The organism is Arcobacter sp. YIC-80, from assembly GCF_044841725.1.
In the GTDB taxonomy this organism is placed as follows: Bacteria; Campylobacterota; Campylobacteria; order Campylobacterales; family Arcobacteraceae; genus Arcobacter_B.
Genome location: NZ_JBJBSI010000002.1, coordinates 198,781 through 223,768, shown reverse-complemented (window position 1 = coordinate 223,768; position 24,988 = coordinate 198,781). Strand labels below are relative to the sequence as shown.

At 28.7% G+C, this 24,988-nt stretch carries 29 protein-coding genes; 8 read left to right on the top strand and 21 right to left on the bottom strand.

Annotated features, from left to right (window positions below):
- Nucleotides 1-15: 15 nt before the first annotated feature.
- Nucleotides 16-846 carry an OmpA family protein gene (locus ACH5BK_RS05100; RefSeq protein WP_404305097.1) on the top strand — a complete coding sequence of 277 codons (831 nt, stop codon included), beginning with the start codon at nt 16-18 and terminating at the stop codon, nt 844-846.
- Nucleotides 846-1,343: a hypothetical protein gene (locus tag ACH5BK_RS05095; RefSeq protein WP_404305095.1), complete on the top strand. Its 498-nt coding sequence runs from the start codon at nt 846-848 to the stop codon at nt 1,341-1,343. The genes ACH5BK_RS05100 and ACH5BK_RS05095 overlap by 1 nt, the downstream gene beginning before the upstream one ends.
- A 33-nt stretch (nt 1,344-1,376) precedes the next feature.
- On the opposite strand, the gene ACH5BK_RS05090 is transcribed toward ACH5BK_RS05095, so the two are convergent.
- Nucleotides 1,377-1,874 carry a transglycosylase SLT domain-containing protein gene (locus ACH5BK_RS05090; RefSeq protein ID WP_404305093.1) on the bottom strand — a complete coding sequence of 166 codons (498 nt, stop codon included), beginning with the start codon at nt 1,872-1,874 and terminating at the stop codon, nt 1,377-1,379.
- A 162-nt stretch (nt 1,875-2,036) separates the two neighbouring features.
- Here ACH5BK_RS05090 and ACH5BK_RS05085 point away from each other — a divergent pair, with 162 nt between their 5' ends.
- Nucleotides 2,037-2,246 carry a hypothetical protein gene (locus ACH5BK_RS05085; RefSeq protein WP_404305091.1) on the top strand — a complete coding sequence of 70 codons (210 nt, stop codon included), beginning with the start codon at nt 2,037-2,039 and terminating at the stop codon, nt 2,244-2,246.
- Between the two features lie 11 nt (nt 2,247-2,257).
- Here ACH5BK_RS05085 and ACH5BK_RS05080 read toward each other — a convergent pair whose 3' ends face one another.
- Genes ACH5BK_RS05080 through ACH5BK_RS05065 form a run of 4 tightly spaced genes read right to left on the bottom strand, consistent with a single transcriptional unit; the run spans nt 2,258 to nt 5,354 of the window.
- A complete protein-coding gene (locus tag ACH5BK_RS05080) occupies nt 2,258-2,707 on the bottom strand; it encodes a low molecular weight protein-tyrosine-phosphatase (protein ID WP_404305089.1) in 450 nt (149 codons plus the stop codon).
- Nucleotides 2,700-3,425: a carbon-nitrogen hydrolase family protein gene (locus ACH5BK_RS05075; RefSeq protein ID WP_404305087.1), complete on the bottom strand. Its 726-nt coding sequence runs from the start codon at nt 3,423-3,425 to the stop codon at nt 2,700-2,702. The genes ACH5BK_RS05080 and ACH5BK_RS05075 overlap by 8 nt, the downstream gene beginning before the upstream one ends.
- The gene (locus ACH5BK_RS05070; RefSeq protein WP_404305086.1) at nt 3,400-4,809 is read right to left on the bottom strand and encodes a phosphomannomutase/phosphoglucomutase; all 1,410 of its coding nucleotides are present in this window, start codon (nt 4,807-4,809) and stop codon (nt 3,400-3,402) included. Before ACH5BK_RS05070 ends, ACH5BK_RS05075 begins: the two co-directional genes overlap by 26 nt.
- 11 nt (nt 4,810-4,820) lie before the next feature.
- The gene (locus ACH5BK_RS05065) at nt 4,821-5,354 is read right to left on the bottom strand and encodes a methylated-DNA--[protein]-cysteine S-methyltransferase (protein WP_404305084.1); all 534 of its coding nucleotides are present in this window, start codon (nt 5,352-5,354) and stop codon (nt 4,821-4,823) included.
- Nucleotides 5,355-5,395: 41 nt separating this feature from the next.
- Between ACH5BK_RS05065 and ACH5BK_RS05060 the strand changes: the two genes are divergently transcribed.
- Together ACH5BK_RS05060 and ACH5BK_RS05055 are read left to right on the top strand one after the other, a co-directional pair.
- On the top strand, nt 5,396-6,076 hold the full coding sequence (locus ACH5BK_RS05060) for a response regulator (RefSeq protein ID WP_404305082.1): 681 nt from the start codon (nt 5,396-5,398) through the stop codon (nt 6,074-6,076).
- Nucleotides 6,069-7,379, top strand: coding sequence for an ATP-binding protein (locus ACH5BK_RS05055; RefSeq protein WP_404305080.1), 1,311 nt, complete (start codon nt 6,069-6,071; stop codon nt 7,377-7,379). The genes ACH5BK_RS05060 and ACH5BK_RS05055 overlap by 8 nt, the downstream gene beginning before the upstream one ends.
- Before the next feature lie 27 nt (nt 7,380-7,406).
- Here the strand turns inward: ACH5BK_RS05055 and ACH5BK_RS05050 are convergent, their stop codons facing one another.
- The 3 genes from ACH5BK_RS05050 to ccoG form a co-directional block, all read right to left on the bottom strand.
- Entirely contained in the window at nt 7,407-7,970 is a 564-nt protein-coding gene (locus ACH5BK_RS05050) for a DUF805 domain-containing protein (RefSeq protein WP_404305078.1), read from the bottom strand.
- 16 nt (nt 7,971-7,986) lie between these two features.
- A complete protein-coding gene (locus tag ACH5BK_RS05045; protein ID WP_404305076.1) occupies nt 7,987-8,463 on the bottom strand; it encodes a DUF4190 domain-containing protein in 477 nt (158 codons plus the stop codon).
- A 151-nt stretch (nt 8,464-8,614) separates the two neighbouring features.
- On the bottom strand, nt 8,615-9,955 hold the full coding sequence (gene ccoG / locus ACH5BK_RS05040; protein WP_404305074.1) for a cytochrome c oxidase accessory protein CcoG: 1,341 nt from the start codon (nt 9,953-9,955) through the stop codon (nt 8,615-8,617).
- Between the two features lie 116 nt (nt 9,956-10,071).
- On the opposite strand from ccoG, the gene ACH5BK_RS05035 reads away from it, so the two are divergent.
- Both ACH5BK_RS05035 and ACH5BK_RS05030 read left to right on the top strand, forming a co-directional pair.
- A complete protein-coding gene (locus tag ACH5BK_RS05035) occupies nt 10,072-10,701 on the top strand; it encodes a LysE family translocator (protein WP_404305072.1) in 630 nt (209 codons plus the stop codon).
- Nucleotides 10,702-10,704: 3 nt separating this feature from the next.
- Nucleotides 10,705-11,106: a c-type cytochrome gene (locus ACH5BK_RS05030; protein WP_404305070.1), complete on the top strand. Its 402-nt coding sequence runs from the start codon at nt 10,705-10,707 to the stop codon at nt 11,104-11,106.
- Between the two features lie 34 nt (nt 11,107-11,140).
- Here the strand turns inward: ACH5BK_RS05030 and ACH5BK_RS05025 are convergent, their stop codons facing one another.
- From ACH5BK_RS05025 to ACH5BK_RS05015, 3 genes are read right to left on the bottom strand one after another with little or no spacing between them, the layout of a single operon-like run.
- On the bottom strand, nt 11,141-11,467 hold the full coding sequence (locus tag ACH5BK_RS05025) for a putative quinol monooxygenase (protein ID WP_404305069.1): 327 nt from the start codon (nt 11,465-11,467) through the stop codon (nt 11,141-11,143).
- Complete coding sequence (locus ACH5BK_RS05020) at nt 11,467-12,699, bottom strand: glutamate-5-semialdehyde dehydrogenase (protein ID WP_404305067.1); 1,233 nt, start codon at nt 12,697-12,699, stop codon at nt 11,467-11,469. Before ACH5BK_RS05020 ends, ACH5BK_RS05025 begins: the two co-directional genes overlap by 1 nt.
- A 60-nt stretch (nt 12,700-12,759) precedes the next feature.
- Nucleotides 12,760-13,749, bottom strand: a complete 990-nt coding sequence (locus tag ACH5BK_RS05015) for a YhdH/YhfP family quinone oxidoreductase (protein ID WP_404305065.1) — start codon at nt 13,747-13,749, stop codon at nt 12,760-12,762.
- Nucleotides 13,750-13,860: 111 nt separating this feature from the next.
- Between ACH5BK_RS05015 and ACH5BK_RS05010 the strand changes: the two genes are divergently transcribed.
- Nucleotides 13,861-14,208, top strand: a complete 348-nt coding sequence (locus ACH5BK_RS05010; RefSeq protein ID WP_404305064.1) for a winged helix-turn-helix transcriptional regulator — start codon at nt 13,861-13,863, stop codon at nt 14,206-14,208.
- Here the strand turns inward: ACH5BK_RS05010 and ACH5BK_RS05005 are convergent.
- The 10 genes from ACH5BK_RS05005 to ACH5BK_RS04960 all read right to left on the bottom strand — a co-directional run bounded on the left by ACH5BK_RS05005 (nt 14,198) and on the right by ACH5BK_RS04960 (nt 24,910).
- Entirely contained in the window at nt 14,198-14,860 is a 663-nt protein-coding gene (locus ACH5BK_RS05005) for an ABC transporter permease (protein ID WP_404305062.1), read from the bottom strand. The two genes, ACH5BK_RS05010 and ACH5BK_RS05005, sit on opposite strands and share 11 nt — an antisense overlap.
- Before the next feature lie 59 nt (nt 14,861-14,919).
- Nucleotides 14,920-15,318, bottom strand: a complete 399-nt coding sequence (locus ACH5BK_RS05000; protein WP_404305060.1) for an ExbD/TolR family protein — start codon at nt 15,316-15,318, stop codon at nt 14,920-14,922.
- Complete coding sequence (locus tag ACH5BK_RS04995; protein WP_404305057.1) at nt 15,302-15,841, bottom strand: MotA/TolQ/ExbB proton channel family protein; 540 nt, start codon at nt 15,839-15,841, stop codon at nt 15,302-15,304. The genes ACH5BK_RS05000 and ACH5BK_RS04995 overlap by 17 nt, the downstream gene beginning before the upstream one ends.
- Before the next feature lie 9 nt (nt 15,842-15,850).
- The gene (locus tag ACH5BK_RS04990) at nt 15,851-16,543 is read right to left on the bottom strand and encodes a TonB family protein (RefSeq protein WP_404305055.1); all 693 of its coding nucleotides are present in this window, start codon (nt 16,541-16,543) and stop codon (nt 15,851-15,853) included.
- A 58-nt stretch (nt 16,544-16,601) separates the two neighbouring features.
- Nucleotides 16,602-17,495 carry an NAD(P)H-dependent glycerol-3-phosphate dehydrogenase gene (locus ACH5BK_RS04985; RefSeq protein WP_404305053.1) on the bottom strand — a complete coding sequence of 298 codons (894 nt, stop codon included), beginning with the start codon at nt 17,493-17,495 and terminating at the stop codon, nt 16,602-16,604.
- Between the two features lie 11 nt (nt 17,496-17,506).
- On the bottom strand, nt 17,507-18,934 hold the full coding sequence (gatB, locus tag ACH5BK_RS04980) for an Asp-tRNA(Asn)/Glu-tRNA(Gln) amidotransferase subunit GatB (RefSeq protein WP_404305278.1): 1,428 nt from the start codon (nt 18,932-18,934) through the stop codon (nt 17,507-17,509).
- 50 nt (nt 18,935-18,984) lie between these two features.
- The gene (locus tag ACH5BK_RS04975) at nt 18,985-19,809 is read right to left on the bottom strand and encodes a peptidyl-prolyl cis-trans isomerase (RefSeq protein ID WP_404305050.1); all 825 of its coding nucleotides are present in this window, start codon (nt 19,807-19,809) and stop codon (nt 18,985-18,987) included.
- 71 nt (nt 19,810-19,880) lie between these two features.
- Nucleotides 19,881-22,721 (bottom strand): FAD-binding and (Fe-S)-binding domain-containing protein, encoded by a 2,841-nt coding sequence (locus ACH5BK_RS04970; protein ID WP_404305048.1) that lies wholly within the window; start codon nt 22,719-22,721, stop codon nt 19,881-19,883.
- A gap of 222 nt (nt 22,722-22,943) precedes the next feature.
- Nucleotides 22,944-24,317 carry a TRAP transporter large permease subunit gene (locus ACH5BK_RS04965; RefSeq protein ID WP_404305045.1) on the bottom strand — a complete coding sequence of 458 codons (1,374 nt, stop codon included), beginning with the start codon at nt 24,315-24,317 and terminating at the stop codon, nt 22,944-22,946.
- Entirely contained in the window at nt 24,314-24,910 is a 597-nt protein-coding gene (locus ACH5BK_RS04960; RefSeq protein ID WP_404305043.1) for a TRAP transporter small permease subunit, read from the bottom strand. Before ACH5BK_RS04960 ends, ACH5BK_RS04965 begins: the two co-directional genes overlap by 4 nt.
- Between the last annotated feature and the right edge of the window lie 78 nt (nt 24,911-24,988).

Below are 24,988 nucleotides of genomic sequence, written 5' to 3'. Positions count from 1 at the left end.
TTAAGGGAACAAAATATGTCATTGGGTACAAAAATTTTTTCATTATTAATTATATTAATCGTATTTATTTTTTATACTGTAATTAGTTTTGATTACAGCAAAGTTGAAGATAAATATTCAAAATCTTTGCTAAACTCAGATGAACTATTTATGAATTTTAATACTCAATCTATTTCTAAATATATTGAAAACATGAAAATAAAAGCTCTTAAGATTAAAGATGATTTACTTAAAGATGCTTCAAATAAAGAAGTCATAGAAGAAGTGATTACAAATAAACCTATTAACATAGAAGAAGAAATTATTGTCGATGAACAGGCTATTCAAAAAGAACTAACAAAAGATAATAAAGAAGAAGAAACAACAGATTTTACATCAAGTCAAGAAGAATCGATAAATCAAGAAGAAATACAAGAGCAAATAGAAGAAACTAAAGAAAAAGAAGAAATAGAAGAAATAGAAGAAAAGCCTACTCCTGAACAATTGCAAATACAAATAAATGATATTTTAAAACAAAATAAGATTGTTTTTAAAAGAAGAAGTGTTGATATTACTAAAGAATCTACTTTAAGTGTAGAAAAAATAGCTACTCTTCTTATGGAAAATGAAAATATAAAAGTTGAAATTGCAGGACATACTGACTCAAGAGGTAGAGCTTCTTTAAACCAAAGAATATCTCAAAATAGAGCTAATAGTGTAAAAGATAAACTAATAGCTTTAGGAGTAAATAAAGATAGATTAAAAGCCGTTGGATATGGAGAAAAATTTCCAATAGCAAAAGATGATAAAAATGGTTTATCAGAAATAAATAGAAGAGTTGAGATTAATATAATAGGAGAAAACTGATGTTAGAGATAGCTTCTTTAATAGTTGTAAACTTAATAATAGCAGCATTTATTGGAATGTTAATAGGATTCTTTTTAGGAAGAGCCTCAAAAGTTTCATATTCGCCACCAGTAGATAATACAGATAGAATAGATGACGGTGCGAGTTTACAGCCAAATGCTAGAAGGTCTAATATCAATCCTATTTTTAAGAAGAATTCAAGTGTAGATAATAAACCTTTAATTTTATCAAGTCCAAGACAAGCAGGAAAAGATAATCTTAAAAAAATAAAAGGTGTAAACTCTAAAATTGAAAAAGATTTAAATAATATTGGTATTTTTCATTTTGATCAAATTGCAAAATGGACAAGTAAAAATGCAGATTGGATAGAAGAGTTTCTTCAATTGCCAGGTTGTGTTAAGAAATATCAGTGGGTAGATCAAGCTAGGATTTTGTCATCAGGAAAAGAAACGATTTATTCTCAGAAAGTTGAAGATAAGGAAGTAGAAGTTGATTAAATATAACTAGATTCTAGTTATATTTAAAAGTTTTTAAACATTTGCTTTTTTTAATTTTCTAACAATTGAAGCAATATCTCTTGAGTATTTTCTAGCTCTTTTTGAGTTATAACTCCAACCACCATTATAACTACTCCATACTCTTCGCCAATTATTATTGTGAACTTTCTTCCAATATTTTAACTCAGCAATTGCATTTTTTGTAGCAAAACTAAAGTCTGAAATTAACTTCATTGCATATCTATTTCTATTCCATGAAGTGTCTCTTACTTTTGCTCTACTTATAACAGTTTTTATGTTTGCTTGGTATAGTCCAAAGTCTTTACTATTTACGTTTACAAGGTATTTACCTAAAGATGACTCTTTTATTGCAATTGCCATTAAAGAGTAACTTAAACCATATTTTTCACCCTGTTGTTTAATCATTTTTAACATCTTAATATCTTCTTTTGATAGTTTTGAAGGGTTAAAATTATTTGCAAAGATACTACTAATTAACAGTGAAACAAATAGAATTATTTTCAAATTCATTAAAGGTCTCCTTTATTTTCACTTAATTTTGGCGCGCATTATATATAAAAAACTATTATTTGTCAAATTCTTACTATAAATTACTAGGATTATGCCTTAATTTAATCTAGTATTTAGCTTTTAAGAATATAATTCCGAAAAAATTTTAACGAGTTATAAAAATTGGAAAAAAGAGAATTTAAAAAAACAATTAGAGAAATAGGCTTCTCTTCTCAGAAGAGTTTCGCAGAAAATATAGGTGTAAAAGCTACAACTTTTACAACATACAAAAATATACCAAATCACATCGTAAGAATAGTAAACATGGGTTTAATGGCTAAAAGAAATGGTATATCTTTCGAAGAAATCAAAGAAGCTATGAAGATAGATTAAAAATCTATCTTTTAGTATTTTTCTTTAATTAGGTTTTCTACACAAATCTCAATCATCTCATAAACTTTGTCAAAACCTTCAAATCCTTCAAAAAAATATGGATCAGGTACATCTTGTCCGTCAAATCCAAAATCTCCTAGTTTTAAGACATTTTTAGCACCTAGTTTTTTAAGATTTGCTATATTTGAGTCATCTAAAGCTACAACTAAATCATAATTTTTTAAGTCTTCTATAGTTACTTGTTGTGCTCTTTGTTTTGAAATATCAAGACCATTTTGTTTACAAACTTTTATAGAGTTTTCACAAGGAGGCTCACCTATGTGCCAATCACCTGTTCCTGCACTTTGAACGTTTAAATCTAAATTGTTTTGTTTTGCGTATCTTTGCCCTACTCCTTGAGCTATTGGAGATCTACAGATATTTCCAAGACAAACAAAGATAATTGATTTTATTTTACTCATTTTCATCTAATCCTATATTTATATATTTTCTAACTTTTTTTATTTCACTTAAATTGGCATTTACTTTGATAATCTCTTTATCATCATCTTTTAACATATTTCCAAAAGGTGAGATAATAGCACTTCCCTTTGCCATATTATCATCTGCACTATTACTTGCTATTACAAAACATTGATTTACAAGTGCAAGGGATTTTGAGATAGTTTCATAGTGGTCTTTTCTTTTAAGACCCCACATAGCTGGATTTAAAATAATATCAGCACCTTTTACTTTTTCCCAAAGTTGTGGAAATCTAAGCTCAAAGCAAATCAAAGTGGCTACTTTTAAACCATTTATATCAAGGATTTTTATATCTTCTTCTTTTCCTGCTTCAAAATGCTCTAGTTCATTTCCTAAAGGGAAAAGTTTTACTTTTGATTGAGTATGTAAAATCTCTTGATTATGGAATACATATAAAGTGTTGTAGAATTTATCATCTTTTTTAGTGATAAAAGTCAAAGCTATAGTTTTGTTAATAGCTAGTTCTTTTATCTCTTCTATAGCTTTTATACTAAATTGCGAGGCTTCCTCCATTCTAGCATAACAAAATCCACTAAGAACTATCTCTGGTGCTAAAATAATAGAGTTTTCTTCACATTGTAAAATCAAACTTTTTAAATGCTCTAAATTCTTTTGAAAATCTTCACTTGTTTTAACTTGAAGTGTAATTAAGTTCATCTAATACCTCTTTTATTAAATTCTCAACTGCTGTTTGGTAGCTAATAGCTGTAGCATGAGATGTAGCTTCATATTTTGTAACTATTTTGGGTTCAGTATTTGAAGCCCTTACTAATGCCCATCCATACTCAAATACTATTCTAATACCATCAACTTTTATGATGTCTTTTATTATAGGAAAACCTCTTTGATGTTTCTTTATTTTTTGTTTTAGTTTTTTAATTAAATCAAATTTTATATCTTCTTTTATAAACATTTCTATATTAGCACTTGTATAAACACCTGGAAGTTTTTGTATCTCTTTATCAAGATTTACACCTTTAAATACAAGTTCTAATACCCTAAGTGTTGCATAAATAGCATCATCATAACCATAATATCTGTCATTGAAGAAAATATGTCCAGATACTTCTGCTGCTAGGTCTGCATTTAGCTCTTTTAGTTTTAATCTAAGATTTGAGTAACCTGTTTTATCCATAACGGTTTTACCATGATTGTTTATTTCATCAAAAATATTTTGAGAGTATGTAACTTCTCCTATAATCACAGGGTTTTTCATAGTTTTTGAGAAAAGATAAGCTAAGGTATCTCCTTTTATATTATGCTTTTGAGTAAGAACTGCAATTCTATCTGCATCTCCATCATAAGCAAAGCCAAGGTTGGTATCTTTTTTTAGAAGTTTTTTTAAACTAGCTAAGTTTTTCTCCTTTGATGGATCTGGATGATGGTTTGGAAAGTTTCCATCTGGGATGGTATGAAGTGCTTTGTATTTTAAATCAAGTCTATCAAGTATCTTACAAATAACAGTGTTAGCAACGCCATTTCCACAATCTATGGCAAACTTTTCTTTAAAGCCTTGTAGGTGTGAAAACTGTTTAACCATATAATCTACATACAACTTTCTTGCATTGATTTTTTCATAACTTAAATCTTTTTTGATTTTAATATCGGGATTCTTTTTGATTTGTTTATAAACTTTTATTAAATCATCTGCAAAAAAAGGTTCATTGTTTACTGTAATTTTAAAACCATTATATTTTTTAGCATTATGACTTCCTGTAATCATAATAGAAGCATTTGGTTTTATCTTTTGCTTTTTTATCTTAAAAGTTTGAAAAGACGCAAAGTAGTTAACTCCAGTTGCGACTAAGCCACAGTTTAAAACTCTACAGCCAGAAGCATTAAGACCACTAATCAAAGAGTTAAAAAGCATTTTTGAATGCTTTCTTATATCATACCCTACTACGACATAGGCATTTTCACAGCTTTTTTTCTGTATTTGTAAACCTAAATGATAAGCTATAAGTTTTGTATTTTCTTTTGTAAGTTGCTTATTTACAACTCCTCTAATATCATACTGTCTAAAAATATTTTTATCTATCAATTCTTCACTTCTTAATAATTTTTCTTTTCTAAATTAAGTAAAAACTCTTTTTTACTATCTCCACCTGCATAGATATTTGAAATACCCTCTTCTTTCATTACTCTATGACAAGGAACTATAATATTTAGCATATTTTGAGCACATGGGCTTTCTAGTGCTTTTTTAGATTTAAGACCTTCTATTTGTGAGGCTATTTGTTCAAAAGTAGCAGTTTTTCCATAGGGAATCTTTAGAAGCTCTTTCCAAACTTGTACTTGAAAGTTTGTACCAACTAATTGCATAGGTAATTCAAAACATTCTCTTTTGTTGTTAAAGTACTCTTCAAGTTGTACTCTTAGCATATCAAAATATTCACAATTTGATGGGATAACATCCACATCAAAACTTTTTTTTAATGTATCTATTCTAGCTTCAATATTAAAAGGTGTGAAGTAACATAACATCACAATACCTTTTTTTGAAGCTGCTGCAAACATTTGTCCTAATGGCGTATCAATCGTTGTTGTTAAAATAATCTCTTTAGATTGTGTTTTATATTCTCTCATAGTTGGATTTTATCATAAAGAAATTAAGATATAATACAAATATGCAAAATATTGATACTAAAAATATAAAAGTTTTATTTGTAGAAGATGATGATATAGCAAGACAAAATGGTGTTGAGTATTTAGAAAACTATTTTGATTTTGTATTTGAAGCTTCTAATGCTTTAGAGGCTTTAAAGCTTTATGAAAAAGAACAACCTCATATTATAATCACTGATATTCAAATGCCAAAGCTAAATGGTTTAGAGTTTATACAAAAAATAAGAAAAAAAGATAAGAAAGTACAAGTTATAGTAATCTCTGCTTTTTGTGATAAGGACTATTTATTTAAGGCTATTGAGTTACAGCTTGTGAAGTACTTAGTAAAGCCTATAGATGATAAGAAGTTTGATGAGGCACTTAGTCTTTGTATAAATGCTTTAAATGATGACACGTCAAATATAATAAAGCTAGATGAACACTATAGTTTTGATACGTTTAATTTGAGTTTATTTAAAGATGATGAGCTTATAAAGTTAAGAGCTAAAGAGCTTGATTTTATTTTTTTACTTCTTAAAAATAAAAATAGATATGTAACTTATAATGAGATTGAAAACTATGTTTGGAAAGATGACTCTATGAGTAAAGATGCTTTAAAAACTTTAGTAAAAAATCTAAAGACAAAAATCCCTAAAGAGTTTATCTCAAATCAATGGGGTGTGGGTTATAAAATAGATGTATGATTTAGCTCTTGTTTTAACTTATGGTATAACTTTTGGTATTGTTTTGATGACAATAGTTTATACTTTGATTAGGTATATATATTCAAGAGAAATATTTTATATAAGTTACTGCATAATGCAAGTAGCTTCTTTAGTGTTTATAGTAGCTTATAGTGCTTTGTTTGAAATAAGTGTTTTTATTCAAGAGTTAGCTTTAGTTATTGCTAGTTTAAGTGCTTTGGTTTTTGCTATAAACTTTTATGAAGGTAAGTTTTTACCAAGTATCACAAATTATAAAGAGCTTTTATTAAATACCTTTTTATTAAATATAGTTATTCTTACAGCTTTTTATCATTATATGCTTTTTGAGTATTTGCCTTATACTATTATTTATGCTGTTTTATTTATATCAGTGATTTTTAATTTAAAGCAAGGTTTTAAACCAACTTTAGTTTATGTTTTAGGTTGGTCAGTTTTTTGTTTAATCCTTTTTGTAGGAGACTTTAAAGGCTTTTATACTACAAATGGTTATATGGATTTAGTTTTAGTAGCTTTTGCTATTGAAGCTGTTTTATTTACTATGTCTGTGGCATATAGATATAATAGTTTAAAATTACAAAGTAGAAACTATGAAGAAATGCTTTTTCAGCAATCAAAACTTGCCAAAACAGGACAGATGCTTCAAAATATTACCCATCAGTTTAGACAACCTTTAAATAATATTTCTTATATTTTAATGAACCTAAAAAAAAGATATGAAAACAATAGGTTGGATGAAGAGTTTTTTTATAAAAAAACACAGCAAGCAAATGAACAATTACAATATCTATCAAAAACAATAGAAGATTTTAGAGACTTTTATACTCCTTCAAAAAATAAAGAAAACTTTTTTGTAAAAGATGCAATACAAAAAGCTATAACTATAATAGAGCCAGATTTAAAAAAACACAATATTCAATTGGATTTTACTATAAAATCAAATGAAAATATGCAAGTTTTTGGTATTTCAAATGAATTGTCACAAGTGATTTTATCTCTTTTAACTAATTCAAAAGATGAACTTATCAACTTAGAAGAACCAAAAATCAATTTAGAACTTGTTTCATCAAGTGCTGAGGTAGTAATAAAAATAGCTGATAATGCAGGTGGTATAAAAAATATAAATAAAATTTTTGAACCTTATTATACTACAAAAGATAAAGGCTTAGGTATAGGTCTTTATTTAGTAAAGCAAATAATAGAAGATAGTTTTGAAGGAAAAATAGAAGTAATAAACCAAAAAGAAGGAGCTTTATTTACCCTCTTTTTGGAAAAAGCAAATTAAGTTGCTTTTTTCAATTAAAATATGATTTTAGTTAAGATCATATTTTGTTTGTGTTTGTTTTGTTTGTTGTGCCCAAAATATAATTAATACTATAATACCAATTAGTGGAATAAGAATTAACAGTTGCCACCAACCACTTCTTCCTGTATCATGTAGTCTTCTTGCTCCTAGTGCAAAACTTGGTACTATCACAGCTAAAGAATAAATTAAAGATACAAAAGCAAAGATTGGAATTACTGCTGTTACAACAGTAATTAATATTCCCATAATGAAGTTAAATAATTGGAAGTACCAAAATGCACTTCTACTTGCTCTTCCTGAGAAAGTAGCATAATTTCTAAAAGCATCTAAATAGTGATTAAAAGCTCCTTTTGCTTGATGTTCAACATCAAAATCTGCTACTGCTTGATTTATTAAATAAATTTCATTAGCCATTTCATCAAGAATAGTAAAGTCAACTTCTAATCCAATTGCTGGTTGTCTATTATTAGTTTTCCATTCTGAAATGTTAAAATTATATCTATTACCATCTTGTGCAGATATAACGCCAGAGTTTGTTTCGGTATCAATATTTAAAATTTTACCTGTCATTTGTTTCCTTTATGTTTTAATAATTCAATGAAAGTGCAGAAGCTAGAAAAGTAATTACTAGTAAATAAACAATAATTATGAAATAACCCATAATTAAACCAGCAGTTGCTAGTCCTTTCCCTGTCATTGTTTCTTCGTTTTTTGATATTATAGATTTTGCAATATGTCCTGTAACAACTGCTACAATAGAAGGAATTCCTAAGCTCCACCATGAGCCCATAAATCCAAGAATTCCAAAAATTAAACTTATAATAGCAATAGCAGGCGTTTCTTTTGATTGAATCAATCCTGTATTTTTTATTCCTGAGATATTTGAAATATGGTAGATGTCTTTAACAATACCGTTTTCTAAAATAAAATCTATTTCATCACCATTTTTAGGCATCTGATTTTTATTTTTCCACTCTTTAATATGAAATTCATACCTTTCATTATTTGATGAAATATAACCTTTTTGATTATTTGTATCATAATCAAGTATAATTCCTAACAATCTATTCCTTTTGAATTATTTATTTTATTGTAATTAATAAGTAATTAATAAATAATTAAAAACTGTTAATATTTATCTTCAACTTAGAATATTTTTTCATTTTGATAAAATATTCTAAGTGAATTAAAAATTAGCAGCAAATTGCATAATTTTATTTAAAAAGTGAGTTTCTAGGATAAATAAAAGATAATTCTTTTGTTTGTTTTGCTTCTTTATTTTCTAGAGCTGTGATATTTAACTTTATATTTAAAGCAGTGTCTTTTTTATCAGAGATAAAAAGTCTCTTTTTAGTCTCTAAAATCACAACTTTTTTTACTCTTTTATTTGCTTCTAGTTTAAAAGGTTTAAATCTCTTAATATAAAAGTTTTCATCTTCTGCTTCAAGATTAAATGTATAAGCTTTATCACTAGTATTATGGAAAGTAAATATATAATTATTTGAAACTTTTCCTTCATCTTTTATGCTATATAGTTTTGTAGTTTTATTTATGTTTACTAAAAAATACTCTTTCGTTGATGCAAAAGAAGCAGTTAGTACAATACATAAAAGTAAAGAAATAAAATATGCCATATTTCTTTTAGAGAAGATTGATGTTTCTTTCTTTTTTATTACTTCATTTGTACTCCCCCAGTTAATAAGTGATTTTTTACCCATTTTACCCATAACAGTATCACAAGCATCACTACATTCTAAACAGTTGATACATTCAACTTGTAAACCTTTCCTAATATCAATATGTGTAGGACAGACTTTAACACAGGCTTCACAAGTAGTACATTCATCGTTTTTATCAAGTTCTTTCATTTTAAAAATAGATTTAACATTGTTTTTGTAGATCTCTCCACCTCTATTTGTATCATAAACAACTTGTTTTGTATCATCATCATAAAGTACTGATTGAATTCTTGAATAAGGACATACATATACACAGAAGTTCTCTTTCATAAACACTATATCATAGATTAAGAACATGGCAATACTTAGAATAAACATTATTAATATAGAGTGATTTATAGGATCTAGTAAATATGCAAAGAAATCTTCAGGTGGAACAAAATACCACATAAAGTTAGATGCAGCAACTAAAGATAAGACCCCCCAAATAAAAATAGCTAGATATTTTTTAAATTGATTTGATTTTTTTGAATAGTCAATATCTTTTTGCTTATTTTTATGTCTTCTTAATCCTAATAGTTTTGTTTCAATTAAGTCTCTATATATAACTCTAAAAATTGTTTGAGGACAGCCCCAACCACACCATAATCTACCAAAAATAGATGTAATAGCAAAAATACCTATGAATAAAAACATTAATAAAAATGGCATTATATAAAGCTCATTTACATTAAAAGCAAATCCCATAAAATGAAATTGCATTTTTTCAAAAGATAAAAGCAATAAGTGGTTACCATTAATTTTAATAAATGGCAAAATAAAAACAACAATACTTATAATAGAATAAGTAAGATATCTTTTATTTGTATATTTCATAAAAACTCCTTTTAAAAAATTTTATTAGGAATTGGTGTTCATTTGGTGGTATAAAAAACTTTTTTCCATTATTTAGATATAATTTCACATTAATTTTATAAAGCAAGGCTTTTTTTATGATAGAAATAACAGAAATTTATATGTTTATAGTAGCTTCATTTTTACTTTGTTTAGCACCAGGTCCTGATAATATTTATGTGCTAACACAAGGTATGACAAGAAGTAAGAAAGCCGCGATTGTTACTACTTTAGGTTTAGCAACAGGTCTTATTATCCATACATCTGCTGCTGCTTTAGGAATATCAGTTATTTTCCAAACTTCAGAACTTGCTTTTAATATTGTGAAGTTTGTAGGTGCTGCTTATTTACTTTATATTGCATATCAAGCCTTTAAATATAGAAATGAAAAACTTGATTTAAGTATTCAAAACTCTACAAAAGAGCTTAAAAAGCTTTATTTTAAAGGTTTTATTATGAATATTTTAAATCCAAAAGTATCTATTTTCTTTTTAGCTTTTCTTCCTCAGTTTGTAAATACACAAGCAGGGAATATACCTATGCAAATGCTACTTTTAGGTGCTATTTTTATGGCATTAACTATAATTGTCTTTTCAAGTATTGGAATAGCTGGGAATTTATTAAGTAAAAGACTTATGGAAAATCCAAGTATTGTAAAGTATATGAATATTTTAACTTCTATTGTTTTAGTTTCTTTAGGAATTAAACTAGCTTTATCTCAAAGGTAAAAAATGAGGATTTTAGTAGTATCATTAGTTTTACTTTCCTTTGCTTTTTCTCTTTCTCTAAAAGAAGAAATAGAAAAGTGTTCATCTTTTGAAGGCTCAAAAAAAAGATTAGCTTGTTATGATAAAATAGCAAAAGATATAAAACCTTCTTCTGAATTTATAACTCAAGGATATATGCTTGTTGAAGATTGTAAGACCTGTCATGGTAAAAAGTGGAATGTTTCAACAGATGGAGAAAGATTAGTAAAAGATATGAGTGAAAAAGAGATTGAAACACTACTTTTTGCATATAAAAATAAACAAATTAAATCTTTAGCAATGAATTATCAGATGAGTAAATATACAAAAGAACAAATAAAACAAATATCAAAATATATTAGTTATGAGATTATGACTTCAAAATAAGAAACTACAAAGTTTTGTAGTTTCTTGTTTTAATTTAGTTTACTTCATCCGTATAAACACATACATTGAAATCTTCTACTAAACCATTAGGATTTACGCAGTGAGTTTCAAAAAATTCTGTGATGTATGATTTTTGACAATGCTCTTCAAAAGCTTCATTTGAAGCCCAAATTTCATTAAAAACTATAGGAAAAGATTTTCCCATAGCATTTGGATGTTCAAAATGTTTTGTAACTATGTATTGAATACATCCATCTTCTCTTGTAGTTTTAGGCTCTAAAGCTTGTAGAACTTCGATTAGTTCTTTGTCTTTTCCCTCTTTTGCTTTAAATGAAGCAACACAATATACTTTTTTTGACATTATCTTGTTTGTCCTTGTCCATAAATTTTGTACTTAAATGTAGTTAAGTCATTTATACCCATTGGCCCTCTTGAGTGAAGTTTATTTGTAGAAATACCAACTTCAGCCCCTAGTCCAAAAGCTCCACCATCCGTAAATCTTGTACTCGCATTTGCATATACACAAGCTGCGTCTACATTGTCTAAAAATTTATTTACAACACTATAATTTTCACTTAAAATAGCTTCTGAATGACCAGAACCATATTTCGCAATATGCGATATAGCTTCATCTACATTTTCAACTACCTTAATATTTAAAATATTTGCTAAATATTCTGTATCATAATCTTCATGTGTAGCACACTGAATATCAAGATGTTTAACAGTCTCTTTACACCCTTTAAGTTCAGTTCCATACTCCATAAATGCGTCATAAAGTCCAGGTAAAATATAAGGAGCAATTTCTTGATGAACTAGTAGTGTTTCCATGGCATTACAAACACCTGGTCTTTGAACCTTGGCATTTAGTGCAATATCAATAATTCTATTATGAGCAGCATCTTTATCAATATAAATATGGCAAAGTCCCTTATCATGTTTGATTACAGGAACTGATGAGTTTTCACTTACATATCTTATAAGTGTTTCTCCACCTCTTGGTACGATTAAATCTACATATTTATCTTGTTTGATAAGTTTAGCTACACCCTCTCTACTTGAATCAGGAAGTAATGAAACAGCTTGTTCAGGTAGTTTATTTTTTGCTAATACTTGTCTTAAAACATTTGCGATAGCTTTATTTGAATATTGAGCTTCTTTACCACCTTTTAAAACACAAACATTTCCACTTTTAAAACAAAGTGCTGCTGTGTCAGATGTAACATTTGGTCTACTTTCATAAATAATCCCAATTACACCAATTGGAATTGATACTTTTTGAATGTTAAGTCCATCTTCTGTAACCCATCCATCAAGCATTCTTCCTACAGGTTCTTTTTGTGAGGCAATTTGTCTAATCGCCTCTGCCATTGCTTCAACTCTCTCTCCTGTAAGAAGAAGTCTGTCAAGTAAGGCTTCACTTAAATCATTCATATTTGCTTCATGCATATCTTTTCTATTGTGATCTACGATATAATCACAATGTGCCATTAATGCATCAGCCATTTCATTTAGTACTTTATTTTTTGTTTTTGTACTAAGGTTCGCAATAGTTCGGCTAGCTTTTTTAGCCTCTTCTAAAAATTGTTGCATTATATATCCCTATACTTTATTTTATTAGCGATATTATAGCAAATTTTACTATTAATTATTTTAATCACTAATTTTAACTACGTATCTTCCTACAGCTTTCCCTTCAAGTAACTGTTCATAGGCTTTTTTTATTTCATCTAAACTTATTTCATTTGTTATATTTTTTAGATTTTCAATTTTCCATTTACTAGCTAGCTTTTCCCAAGCTGCTTGTTTTTTCTCTAATTTACACTCAACAGAATCAATACCAATTAGTCTAACACCTCTTAAAATAAATGGGAATACATTTGTATTTAACTCATGAGAAGATGTAAGTCCACAACAAGTAGCAACACCATCATATTTGATAAGTTTTAAAGCGTTTGCTAAAACTTCACCACCAACTGTATCCACAACACCTGCATATTTTTCACCTAAAAGAGGTCTTTTTGAGCTTTCTTCATTGAATTCATCTCTTAATATAACTTCACTAGCACCAATTCTTTTTAAATAATCAACTTTTTCTGATTTACCTGAAATAGCAACTACTTTATACCCTGCTTTACTTAAAATAGATACAGCAATAGATCCAACTCCACCAGTTGCTCCTGTAACTAAAATAGAGCCACTTTCTGCTTTAATACCATTATCAATTAATTCATTGATTGAAAGTGCTGCTGTAAGACCTGCTGTACCAAATGTCATAATATCTTTATCTGAAATTGAATCAGGTGTTCTAGCAACCCAAGAAGCTGGTACTTTTGCATATTGTGCGTGTCCACCATCTGTATTCATTCCTAAATCATAACCAGTTACAAGTACTCTTTCTCCTGCTTTAAAAATTGGAGATTTTGATTCATGAATTTCTCCAGCTAAATCAATACCTGTAATATGTGGAAAGTTTCTTGTAACTCCTGGATTTCCAACTGAACTTAATGCATCTTTATAGTTTAATGACGAATAATTAACCTTAATAATTACTTCATTATCTTCACATTTTGGCATAGACACTTCTCTAAGTTCTGTACTAAACTCTTTATCTGCTATTTTTTCTACAACTAATGCTTTCATATATTAATCCTTAGTTTTGATATTTTTAAAAGTTTAGCTAAAATATATCTAAAGAGCAAGAACTAACAAAAAAGATAGGTACTTACTAAAAAGATACTATGGAGTATTAAAATGACTAAAAAAATAGATAAAAATATAGAACAAAGTATTGATAAATGCCCAGTAGAAACGGCACTTGATGTACTTGCAGGAAAATGGAAAATCTTAATTTTGTGGTACTTAAGAAGTGAGAAAAAAAGATTTAATGAATTACAAAAACTTCTTCCAAGAACAACACAAAAGATGTTAATTCAAAAATTAAGAGAATTAGAAGAGGATGGAATAGTTCATAGAGAAGTCTATCCAGTAGTTCCTCCAAAGGTTGAATACTCTTTGACCAAATATGGAGAGAGTTTAAAACCTATTTTAAAACAGATGTATTTATGGGGTGAGATACATAAGGAAAAATTTAACTCTTAATTAAGTCTCTCTGTTTTAGAAGAAAATAAATAACTATACTAAGTCCTGTTCCTGATAAAAGCATTGACATTATCATGATTTGATACCTTACTGCTATTAGAGGGTCAACTCCTGATAGGATTTGACCTGTCATCATTCCAGGTAGTGATACTAATCCTACTGCTAATAGTGAGTTGATTTGTGGTATCATTGAAGCTTTAAAAGCATCTCTTCTTGAACTTATAAAATCTTTTGTTCTTTCAAAATCACTTTCGTATCTCTCAATAGCTAAAGATAGGCCATTCATAATGTTTGCGAAGATCATTCCCGCAAGTGGTATTACATACTGTGGTTCGTAAATATTTTCTAACTGTAATACGAAATAGAGTATAAGTATTAGATGAATAATACTTGAAATAGTAAATGCAATAAAAATATATAAATATTCATTTTTTGTTTTGGTTCTTAGGTTTCTAATACATATCCAAGTTGATACAATAAGCATAAAAGATAAAACAATTATTCCCATATAGATATGTTTATTTTCAAAAAGTATTAAAAGTAAATAGCCAATTGCTAGAAGTTGTATAACCATTCTAATAGTTGCATATAGAATCTCTGTTTGATTACCAACCCATGCTTTGTAAAAGTACCAAACTATAACAAGTGGCAAAAGTAAATACAATAAGTTTATTAAAGGAATTGTTTGCATAAACTTATTGTAAAAGAATTTTACTTTTTATCTTCTTTTGTAACTAGTAAAAGATTTGATAGTGAGAGTTTATTTAATAAGTCAAGTAGTTTTACAACTCTTTCATATTTTACTTCTTTATCTATTCTAACTATTAAAGCTGTTTTCTTATCCATACTTCTTAGGCTTTCTTCAAGTTCTAAAAAGTTTATTTCTTTACTATTAAAAGCTAATTTGTCTTCTGAAATTTCTATTACTATCTCTTCTTTTTTTACAATTTGTGAACTACTTTGTGAAGCAGGAAGGCTAAGGTTCAAAATAGTTTCATTTTTTTTGAATTCACTTGCTACAATAAAAAAGATTAGAAGTAAAAACACCACATCAATTAGTGGTGTTAAATCCATTGAGATTAATTCTCTTTTTTTAACTAATCTTCTCACGAGTTATCCTATGTACGATTAAAGACTCATATTTAGCTTCTAGCTTTGTAAAAGCACCTTGAAGGTAGTTGTATCCTATGTAGTGTGGAAGTGCAACGATAAGCCCTCCTACAGTTGTTATAAGTGCTAGGGAAATACCTGAAGCAAAAGAGTTAGCTCCATTTGAAAAACCAGTTGCAGCTATTGTTTCAAAAGATGAAAGCACACCTATTACAGTTCCTAAAAGTCCTAAAATAGGAGCAATAGTAGCTATAATTTTGATTGTATTCATACCACTTTCACAAGAAAGTAAATATTTAGAGGCTTTGTTGTATATCTCATCTTCTAAGTGAATAAACGTTGTTGAGTGTTCTTTTTGAACTTCATTGAAGATATTTGTTACTATTTTTTGTGCTCTTCTTTTTTCAACTTGAAGTTGAATAAACTTCCAAAGTAAAATAGTAAGACCTACTATATTTAAAAATACTAAAATATACATAACATAGCCACCTAGATGGATATATTCAATTAGTGAGTGTTGCATGGGCTTTCCTTATTGTATTTTAAACTCTATTGGTATTGTAATATCCATATAAGCTACATTTATTTTTTTATAAAAAGGAATAAATGAGTTGGTAGATATTATGGCATCTAAAGCAGCTTTATCTAGTCTTTTTTTCTTACTTGATTTAGATATTTTTATATTGATAAAGTTTCCATTTTTTAAAACTCTAAAAGATATAGTTGATATCCCTTGTTCTTTTAATCTTTTTGATATTCTTGGATAATGCTTATTTTCATTTATTTTAGCTCTTAAGGCATATAAATATTGTGTTTTTAGTTTATTTTGTTCTTCTTTTATTTTTTGTTTATTTACTTGCTTTTGAGGATTTACTATTTTGTTTGTTTGTTTAATAGGTTCTTTTTTTACTATTTTTTCTATAGGTTTTTGAATTTTTTTCTTAACTTTCTTTATTTTTGATTTTTTCTTTATAGTTTTCTTTTTAATGGGAATTTTTTTAATAGCTTCTTTTTTAATTATTTGTTTTTGTATAGTTTTTTCAATAATTGTTTCAGGTTTTGGCATAACTTTCTGTATTTGAGCCATTTGGAGTTTTACTTTATGCTCTTTTATAATTTCTTGTTTGATGGGTATTGTTTTATTTTGTGGTATTTCCATACTAAATAAATAGTAATGAATCGCACTTATTGATAAAAAAGATATTATAAGTAGTTGTAAGTTCATGATTGCCGTTTTTCTTTTTTGATTAGGCATATTTTAGTAAAGAAGTGTTAAAAAACTATTAATTACTTAATAAGTCTTTTAAACTATCTAAGGGATTTTTCCCATCAAGTACTAGTTTCACTTCCTTTGCTATAGGTGTATAGATTTCATGTTTTAAAGATAGATTATAAATAGCTTCACTTGTTTTAACACCCTCAGCTACTTCCCCAAGTTCTTCTAAAATAGTCTCTAAACTTTTATTTTCTGCAAGACCAAGACCTACTCTAAAGTTTCTACTCATAGTCGAACTAGCAGTTAAAAACAAATCCCCTGCTCCACTTAGACCCACAAAAGAAGATTTTTTAGCTCCAAAGTGTTTACCAAATCTTTGCATTTCTACTAAACCTCTTGAGATTAGTGAGGCTTGTGCATTTTTTCCAAGATTTAAACCTTCACAAATACCACTAGCAATAGCAAGTACATTTTTATAGGCTCCTGCAACTTCAGCACCTATTACATCATTACTGTAGTATGTTTTTATAAAGTTAGGAAAAAATGGCTCAAACTCATCATAAAGCTCTTTTGAAGATGAGTTTAAAACTAAAGCACAAGGAAGACCTTTTATAACTTCAGCTGCAAAAGATGGCCCTGAGATAAATCCTATGTTTTGTTCTGGTACAAAATCTGCATAAATCTCATTTAGAAACTCTCCTGAGCTTGCTTCTATACCTTTTGATGCCACTAAAATTTTGTGCTTATTGAATTTGAAATTATCTTTTAACCATGCTCTAATTTCTTGAGCTGGTATTGCTATTACAAGATAGTCACACTTCAAAGCAGTATCTAAATCAACAAAGTTTTCAATATCTCTTTTTGTTCTTGATGTGATTAAACACTGTTGTTTTTGAGATAGTGCAAAGTGTAAGGCTTGACCCCACTTACCTGCCCCAATTACTGCTATTGAACCTTTCATTTATGCCTTTCTTACGATAATCTTTGCTTTAATAGCTCATTTACTTTTTGTGGGTTTGCACTACCTTTTGAAGCTTTCATAGTTTGTCCTACAAAGAATCCAAATAGTTTATCTTTTCCACTTTTGTATTGTTCTACTTTATCTTGATTAGCTGCTAGAATTCCATCAATGATTTCTAAAATAGCTCCATCATCAGATACTTGTTTTAATCCAAGTTCATCAATCACTGCATCTATTTCACTTTCAGGTTTTTCCATTAGGAAATCAAGAACTTCTTTTGCAGCTTTTCCTGAGATTGTTCCATCTTCAATTGCTTTTACAATTTGAGCTAATTTTTTAGCTTGTACAGGAGAAGTTTCTAGTGTCATTCCTTCACTAAATCTTGCAGGTAATTCAACTGTTAGCCATGTAGCTGCTGTTTTACCTGTAATTCCTTCTTTCATCATTTCATCAAAGAAGTTTGCAGTCTCTAAGTTTGCAGTAATAACTGATGCATCATACTCTTTGATACCAAAGTCATTTACAAATCTAGCTTTTTTCTCATCTGGAAGTTCTGGAATTTGTGTATATTTTTCCATCATTTCATCTGTAATAATTACAGGTAATAAATCTGGGTCTGGGAAATATCTATAATCAGCTGCGTCTTCTTTCCCTCTCATAGATCTAGTTTCACCTTTTTCAGGGTCAAATAGTCTTGTTTCTTGTACTATTTCAGTGTCATGTATTCCATCTTCCCACGCTTCAATATGTCTATTTACTTCGTATTTGATCGCTTTTTCAATGAATTTAAATGAGTTCATATTTTTGATTTCACATCTTGTATATAACTTATCATCACCTTTTGGTCTAATAGATACATTTACATCTGCTCTAAATGAACCTTCTTGCATATTTGCATCACTTATACCTAAATATCTTACAATTGAGTGAAGTTTTTTAAGGTATAAAATAGCTTCTTCTGCACTTCTCATATCTGGTTCAGATACGATTTCAAGTAGTGGAGTTCCAGCTCTATTTAAATCAACATGAGATTCATTTCCTGCATGAATACTTTTACCTGCATCATTTTCTAAGTGAGCTCTTGTAACACCAATAGTTTTAGAAGTTCCATCCTCAAAATCAATAACTAACTCACCAAGTCCCACAACTGGTACTTCAAATTGAGAGATTTGGTATCCATTTGGTAAATCTGGATAGAAGTAATTTTTTCTATTGAAAATTGATTTTTGATTAATCTGTGATTTTAAAGCAGTTCCTAGCATAATTGCTTTATGTACAGCTTCTTTATTTAATACAGGAAGTGCTCCTGGAAGTCCTAAACAAGTTGGACATACATTAGTATTTGGTTCTTCTCCAAAACTTGTTGCACAAGAACAAAATAGTTTACTTTTTGTATTTAACTGAGCGTGTACTTCTAAACCAATAATTACTTCAAACATATCTGACATAAGTTTTTATCCTTTTAATTTTTTCCTATTTTATTTGCTATTTATCTAACTATTTTTATATTTGCAGTTAGTCTTTCTTTTTCAAAATAGTCTTTTAAGTATTTTTTTTCTCTAACTTTCATAACATCATTAAAGATTTTTCCTTTTACAATCTCAAAATCTAAAATAGCAGTACCTTTTTTATCTGACACATAAAGAGTGTTGTAGGCTCTATTTGCTGTAAAAATAGGTGTAAAGCTTTTTTCTTTAGTTTTATTTAAAAGAAATTGCATTTGTGGATTAAGTTTTGTACTTTCTAAACTTAAAGATCTTCTTGATACTTCATTTGATACTAATAAAGGGTTTTTAATAGTATTTAATAAAGCATTTTTACTTTTTGATGAGTATTGTGTTACTTCTATTGTTTTTGCTGTTGTAAACTGCTTTTTATTGTTTTCATAGTAGATTTTTAAATCTTCTTCTGTAGCAATTTTTAATTGACCTCTTACTAGTTTATCAATTAATTTTTGTCTAATTACTGCTTTTTTAGCTTCATTTTCAAAAACATCATAATCTCTATATTGTTGTCTAATAATAGATTTAAATGAGTAGACATCCATACCATTTGTAGATGCTAATTTTTCTATATAATTATTTACATCAAATACATCTGCTGTGATATTGTGTTTTTTTACTAATTGTTCAAATAGTATTTCATCAATAAGGTCATTTACAGCTTTATTTTTCGATACATTTTTTTGAACCATTGTTTTATCTATATCATAAAGAGTTATAGGCTCACCATTTACTGTAATTGCGACAGCATTAATAACTCCAGCAAAACTTAGTGTTGAACCCAATAATAGGGATAATAAAAGTTTATACATTAAAAATCCTTTTTAATAAAACAGACATTTTACCAAAAAAATGGTAAATATCTGTTTTGACTAAAAAAAGATTATGAATTTTTAGCAGTTGTTACTTTATTTATAAGATAGAAAATTGAATTATAATCAAGCCCTGATTCATCACTTAATCCAATTTCACAAGTTTTAGAAGTTGAAAATGCCATTTTAGCACCAGCTGTTTGGGCTTTTAAGTTTCTTAGAGCAGATTTATTTAATTCAGGGAAATTAAATCCTCTATCTCCTGCGAATCCACAACATTGTACATCAGCTGGAATTATTACATTTGTAGAACATAAATTTGCTAACTCTTTAAACTTACCTTCTAATCCCATTTTTCTTGAACTACAAGTTGTATGGATAGTAATTGGTTCATCAATTGGCGTAAATTCTAGGTCTTTTGCTAAGAATTCTAGTGCAAACTCAATTGGTTCATAAATATCAATTTTATTTTCAAAGCTTTCCATCATTTTTTTAGTACATGGACTTGTATCACAAAGTACTGGATAAGTTCCATTTTTACTTGCTTTATTTAAAGCTTTTTCTAGTTCTTGAGATTTTTGTTTTGAAGCATCATTGAAACCTTTTGAACTAAATGGCATACCACAACATAAGTTTCCTAAGTTTTCTGGGAAGATTATTTCGTAGTCTGCTTTTTGAAGTAGTTCAACAGTTGTATCAAATAACTCTTTTTCTTCTTTTGATACAGAGCTTCTTCCCATAGTTCTATTTATACATGAAGGGAAATATACTACTTTTTTATCTCTTGCTTTTTGCTCAAATTTAGTATCTATCGTAATTGCTTTTGGCATAGATGTTGTCCATTTAGCACTTTTACCTTTAGTCCAATCTCTAATTGTATCAGTAATACTTTCCATGCTAGAAGTACCAACTAGTTTGTGCATTAAATTTGCCCCATGAAGTCCTACTTTCATCCCTGTAAGAGTTGTTGAAAAATTATTTGCTACAAAATTAGCAACACCATTTGCTCTTGGGCTGTTTTGTTCTGCTCTTAGATATTTTGTTAGACTTCCTGTATCAATTTTTACAGGACAGGCACTAGAACATAAAGAACAAGTTGCACAAGTCTCAATACCATCATATTGATAAAGATCTAAATACTCTTGAGCTTCTTCATCTTCACCAGCTCTTTTTAATTGAGATATTTCTCTATTTATTACAATTCTTTGTCTTGGAGTTAATGTTAAATCATTTGAAGGACAAGTAGGTTCACAGAATCCACACTCGATACATTTATCAACAAGATCGTTTGTTGCAGGCATTGCTTTTAGATTTTTTAAGTGGGCTTGGGCATCATCATTGATGATTACACCTGGGTTTAATAGACCTTTTGGATCAAATAAATCTTTGATTCTTTTCATCATTGAATAAGCAGTTCTTCCCCACTCTACTTCAATAAATGCAGCCATATTTCTACCTGTTCCGTGTTCAGCTTTTAAGCTTCCTTGGTATTTTACAGCAACTGAATCAACTACATCATTCATAAATTCATCATATCTTTTTACTTCTCTTTCATCACTGAAATCTTGTGTAAATACGAAGTGGAAGTTTCCTTCAAGTGCATGTCCAAAGATTAAAGCCTCTTTGTATCCATGTTTTTTAAATAAAGCTTGAAGTTCTAATGTAGCCTCAGCAAGGCTTTCAATAGGATATGCAACATCTTCAATAATAACAGTTGTTCCCACTTTTCTTACAGCACCAACAGCAGGGAATAAACCTTTTCTAATTTTCCAATATAGTGTATATTCAGCTACATCTTTTGTAAAGTAAATATCTCTTACAACATCAAACTCTTCTAAAAGCTCTTCTAATTGTGAGATCTGAACATCAAGTTCTTTGTCATTTATAGCTCTTGTTTCAACTAATAATGCTGTTACGTTCTCATCAAAATCTTTAATAAAATTAGGCATTGCAGGATCATTTTCAATAGAGGCAAGACCTGCTCTATCCATAAGTTCAACTGCATCTACAACTATAGTTTTTGCATCTCTTGCTAATTTTAGTTTTGTAACTGCATTACAGGCTTCTTTTACATCTTTGAAGTAAATTAAAGCACTAGCTTTATCTTTTAAATCTTCAACTGTATAGTAAGTTATTTCTTCAATAAAGGCTAGTGTACCTTCACTACCAATAATTAAGTGTTGTAAAATTTCAAATTCATCATCAAAGTCAACAAGTGAATTTATTGAGTAACCACATGTATTTTTGATTTTAAACTTTTTCTTGATTAAAGCAGCTAATTCTTTATCATCTTTTGTTTCTTGAGCGATATTTTTTAAACCTGCTAAAAATTCTGCATGGGATTTTCTAAAGGCTTCTTTACTCTCTTCACAAGCTGTATCAAGTCTTGCACCATCTACAAAAATAAGCTTCATTGATTTTAATGTTTTGTATGAGTTTTGAGAAATACCACAACACATACCAGAAGCATTATTAGCAGCAATACCACCAATCATAGCTGCATTAATAGAAGCTGGATCTGGACCAATCTTTTTACCAAATGGTGCAAGTAAATTGTTAGTTTGAGCTCCTGTAAGTGCTGGTTGTAATGAAATTTCAGTTTTATCATCTGAAATTCTAAAATCAGAGAATTTTCTTGATGTAATGATTAAGATTGAATCAGAAATTGCTTGTCCAGAAAGAGAAGTTCCTGCTGCTCTAAAAGTTACACTTAAATTCATTTGATTTGCTAAAGTTACTATACTATGAACTTCGTCTGCATTATCTGTTTTAATAACAATTTTAGGAATTAACCTATAAAAAGAGGCATCTGTTCCATACGCTAAAGTATGTAATTTATCTGTAAAGATGTTTTCTTTTTTAATTTGAGTACTAATTTGATTATAAAAATCTTGATATTTACCTTCTAACATTTTATATCCTTTTATATTTAATATTATAATTTTTTTTGAAAAGGATGTCTACTATTCTAGTCTAGGTACTGTATATATTCTTTGTTGTGGATCATAAATAAAGCTAAACATTTTATCTCTTGCTTTATATATAATATTTGAAATTAGTTTTTTTAAATCTTTTCTCATAGGTTAACTCCTACATTAAAAAGTAAAAGCCAAGGCTTTTACTCTTAATAATCCTTAACTATTTGGATTAATACCAAATACTTCTGGGTAGAATGCAACTAATAATAGTACAATTATTTGAATTGCAATAAACGGTATAACACCTTTATAAATCTGAATTGTTCTAACTGTTGCAGGAGCAACTCCTTTTAAGTAGAACAGTGAGAAACCAAATGGCGGTGTTAAGAATGACGTTTGTAAGTTCATAGCAATTAAAATTGCGAACCATACAGGGTTAATATCTAAATTCATAGCAATTGGAACTAGAATAGGAACAATAATGTATGAAATCTCAACGAAATCAATAAAGAATCCTAAAATTAAAATTGCAATCATAGTAAAGATAATGAATCCCCACTTTTCATCTCCTGGTAAGCTTAACATAAAGTGTTCAACTAATTCTTCTCCACCTGTGTATGAGAATACCATTGAGAATGCTGTAGCACCAATTAAGATACCAAATACCATAGATGTAATTTTTACAGACTCTAATGAAGCCTCTTTTACCATGCCAACAGAGAATGTTTTATAAAGTAAAGATAAACCAACTGCACCTAAACAACCAACTGCTGCTGATTCAGTAGGTGTTGCTACACCTGCAAAAATTGAACCAAGTACTAATAAAATTAGAGTTAATGATGGGATGATATCAATTAAAGCTCTAACAACTTGTTTACCTTTTGAACCTCTTGATGGATCAGGTGGAATAGCAGGTGCTGTTTCTTTGTTGATAAATGCTAAGATAACAATATATAAAATATATGCTCCAACAAGTGCAAGACCTGGCCATACAGCTGCTTTAAATAAATCTCCTACTGGAACTTGGAATACATCACCTAAAATAATTAATACAATTGAAGGAGGAATAATTTGTCCTAAAGTTCCTGATGCACAAATAGTACCACAGGCAAGTGGAACATTATATTTATATTTCATCATTACAGGAAGTGAAATAACACCCATAGCAACAACAGAAGCTCCAACAACACCAGTAGAAGCTGCAAGTAATGCACCAACTAATACAGTAGAAATAGCAACTCCACCTCTAATTTCACCAAATAAGAATCCCATAGATTCTAATAATCTTTCAGCAAGTCCTGTTTTTTGTAAAACAATACCCATGAAAATAAACATTGGAACAGCCATAAGAATTGTATTTTGCATAATTGACATAATTCTAAATGGCATAAAATCAAACATTGCTATACCTTCATCAATCCCTTCTGCAAGTAAAGGCATAAGCTCTGCACCCTCATCTGCATAAGACATTATCTCATAAACACCTGCAATAAGTCCAAATACTACAGATACAGCTGCGAAAGTAAATGCTACTGGAAATCCAAGAAGAAGCATAAACAATGCAGTAAAGAACATTATAATACCAATCATTTTTTATCTCCTTCTTCGATATTGTGTTTGTGGTCTTGAATATCTTGTCTTAAGTGATCAATTTCACTTTTTAAACCACTTTCGTTATATTGGTGTAAACCTTTGTAAATATTTAGATTCTTAAAAAAGAAACCAACAGATGTAATAATTAGTAAGAAAAATGATAATGGAATCAATGATTTTACTATCCATCTATTTGTTAATCCACCTGGATCACCACTTTGCTCATTTGATGTATAAGCTTCAATTACATAATCAATTGAGCCAATACCAATTAGTAAAGCAATTGGTAAAATAAAAGTAAACACCCCAACCATATTAATAATGGCTTTTTTCTTATCAGTTAATCTATCATAAATTAAGTCAACTCTAACGTGACCATCTTCTTTTAAAGTATATGAAATACCTAAAAGAATAATTACCGAGAATAGATGCCATTCCATCTCTTGCATTGCGATACTTCCAGTATTAAAGAAATATCTCATAATTACATCATAGAATACATTTAATATCATAAGCACCATAGTAAATGCAGTAATATATCCTATAATATCGGCAAATTTATCAAATGCCTTTTCTATTTTTAACAGCATAAAAATCCTTTTGAAATTACAAATAAGTCAAATAAACATAAACTTATGAATATATTTACAAGACCTATTAAACTTGTG

What these genes read in the sequence shown, in the direction of transcription:
- ACH5BK_RS05080 (WP_404305089.1), bottom strand. Translation starts at nt 2,707, where the DNA reads ATGAGTAAAATAAAATCAATTATCTTTGTTTGTCTTGGAAATATCTGT.
- ACH5BK_RS04965 (WP_404305045.1), bottom strand. Translation starts at nt 24,317, where the DNA reads ATGATTGGTATTATAATGTTCTTTACTGCATTGTTTATGCTTCTTCTT.
- ACH5BK_RS04990 (WP_404305055.1), bottom strand. Translation starts at nt 16,543, where the DNA reads ATGAACTTACAACTACTTATAATATCTTTTTTATCAATAAGTGCGATT.
- ACH5BK_RS05030 (WP_404305070.1), top strand. Translation starts at nt 10,705, where the DNA reads ATGAGGATTTTAGTAGTATCATTAGTTTTACTTTCCTTTGCTTTTTCT.
- ACH5BK_RS05100 (WP_404305097.1), top strand. Translation starts at nt 16, where the DNA reads ATGTCATTGGGTACAAAAATTTTTTCATTATTAATTATATTAATCGTA.
- ACH5BK_RS04970 (WP_404305048.1), bottom strand. Translation starts at nt 22,721, where the DNA reads ATGTTAGAAGGTAAATATCAAGATTTTTATAATCAAATTAGTACTCAA.
- ACH5BK_RS05055 (WP_404305080.1), top strand. Translation starts at nt 6,069, where the DNA reads ATGTATGATTTAGCTCTTGTTTTAACTTATGGTATAACTTTTGGTATT.
- ACH5BK_RS05020 (WP_404305067.1), bottom strand. Translation starts at nt 12,699, where the DNA reads ATGCAACAATTTTTAGAAGAGGCTAAAAAAGCTAGCCGAACTATTGCG.
- ACH5BK_RS05015 (WP_404305065.1), bottom strand. Translation starts at nt 13,749, where the DNA reads ATGAAAGCATTAGTTGTAGAAAAAATAGCAGATAAAGAGTTTAGTACA.
- ACH5BK_RS05035 (WP_404305072.1), top strand. Translation starts at nt 10,072, where the DNA reads ATGATAGAAATAACAGAAATTTATATGTTTATAGTAGCTTCATTTTTA.
- ACH5BK_RS05090 (WP_404305093.1), bottom strand. Translation starts at nt 1,874, where the DNA reads ATGAATTTGAAAATAATTCTATTTGTTTCACTGTTAATTAGTAGTATC.
- ACH5BK_RS05065 (WP_404305084.1), bottom strand. Translation starts at nt 5,354, where the DNA reads ATGAGAGAATATAAAACACAATCTAAAGAGATTATTTTAACAACAACG.
- gatB (WP_404305278.1), bottom strand. Translation starts at nt 18,934, where the DNA reads ATGTTTGAAGTAATTATTGGTTTAGAAGTACACGCTCAGTTAAATACA.
- ACH5BK_RS05060 (WP_404305082.1), top strand. Translation starts at nt 5,396, where the DNA reads ATGCAAAATATTGATACTAAAAATATAAAAGTTTTATTTGTAGAAGAT.
- ACH5BK_RS05075 (WP_404305087.1), bottom strand. Translation starts at nt 3,425, where the DNA reads ATGAACTTAATTACACTTCAAGTTAAAACAAGTGAAGATTTTCAAAAG.
- ACH5BK_RS05010 (WP_404305064.1), top strand. Translation starts at nt 13,861, where the DNA reads ATGACTAAAAAAATAGATAAAAATATAGAACAAAGTATTGATAAATGC.
- ACH5BK_RS05025 (WP_404305069.1), bottom strand. Translation starts at nt 11,467, where the DNA reads ATGTCAAAAAAAGTATATTGTGTTGCTTCATTTAAAGCAAAAGAGGGA.
- ACH5BK_RS04960 (WP_404305043.1), bottom strand. Translation starts at nt 24,910, where the DNA reads ATGCTGTTAAAAATAGAAAAGGCATTTGATAAATTTGCCGATATTATA.
- ccoG (WP_404305074.1), bottom strand. Translation starts at nt 9,955, where the DNA reads ATGAAATATACAAATAAAAGATATCTTACTTATTCTATTATAAGTATT.
- ACH5BK_RS05095 (WP_404305095.1), top strand. Translation starts at nt 846, where the DNA reads ATGTTAGAGATAGCTTCTTTAATAGTTGTAAACTTAATAATAGCAGCA.
- ACH5BK_RS04985 (WP_404305053.1), bottom strand. Translation starts at nt 17,495, where the DNA reads ATGAAAGGTTCAATAGCAGTAATTGGGGCAGGTAAGTGGGGTCAAGCC.
- ACH5BK_RS04995 (WP_404305057.1), bottom strand. Translation starts at nt 15,841, where the DNA reads ATGCAACACTCACTAATTGAATATATCCATCTAGGTGGCTATGTTATG.
- ACH5BK_RS04975 (WP_404305050.1), bottom strand. Translation starts at nt 19,809, where the DNA reads ATGTATAAACTTTTATTATCCCTATTATTGGGTTCAACACTAAGTTTT.
- ACH5BK_RS05050 (WP_404305078.1), bottom strand. Translation starts at nt 7,970, where the DNA reads ATGACAGGTAAAATTTTAAATATTGATACCGAAACAAACTCTGGCGTT.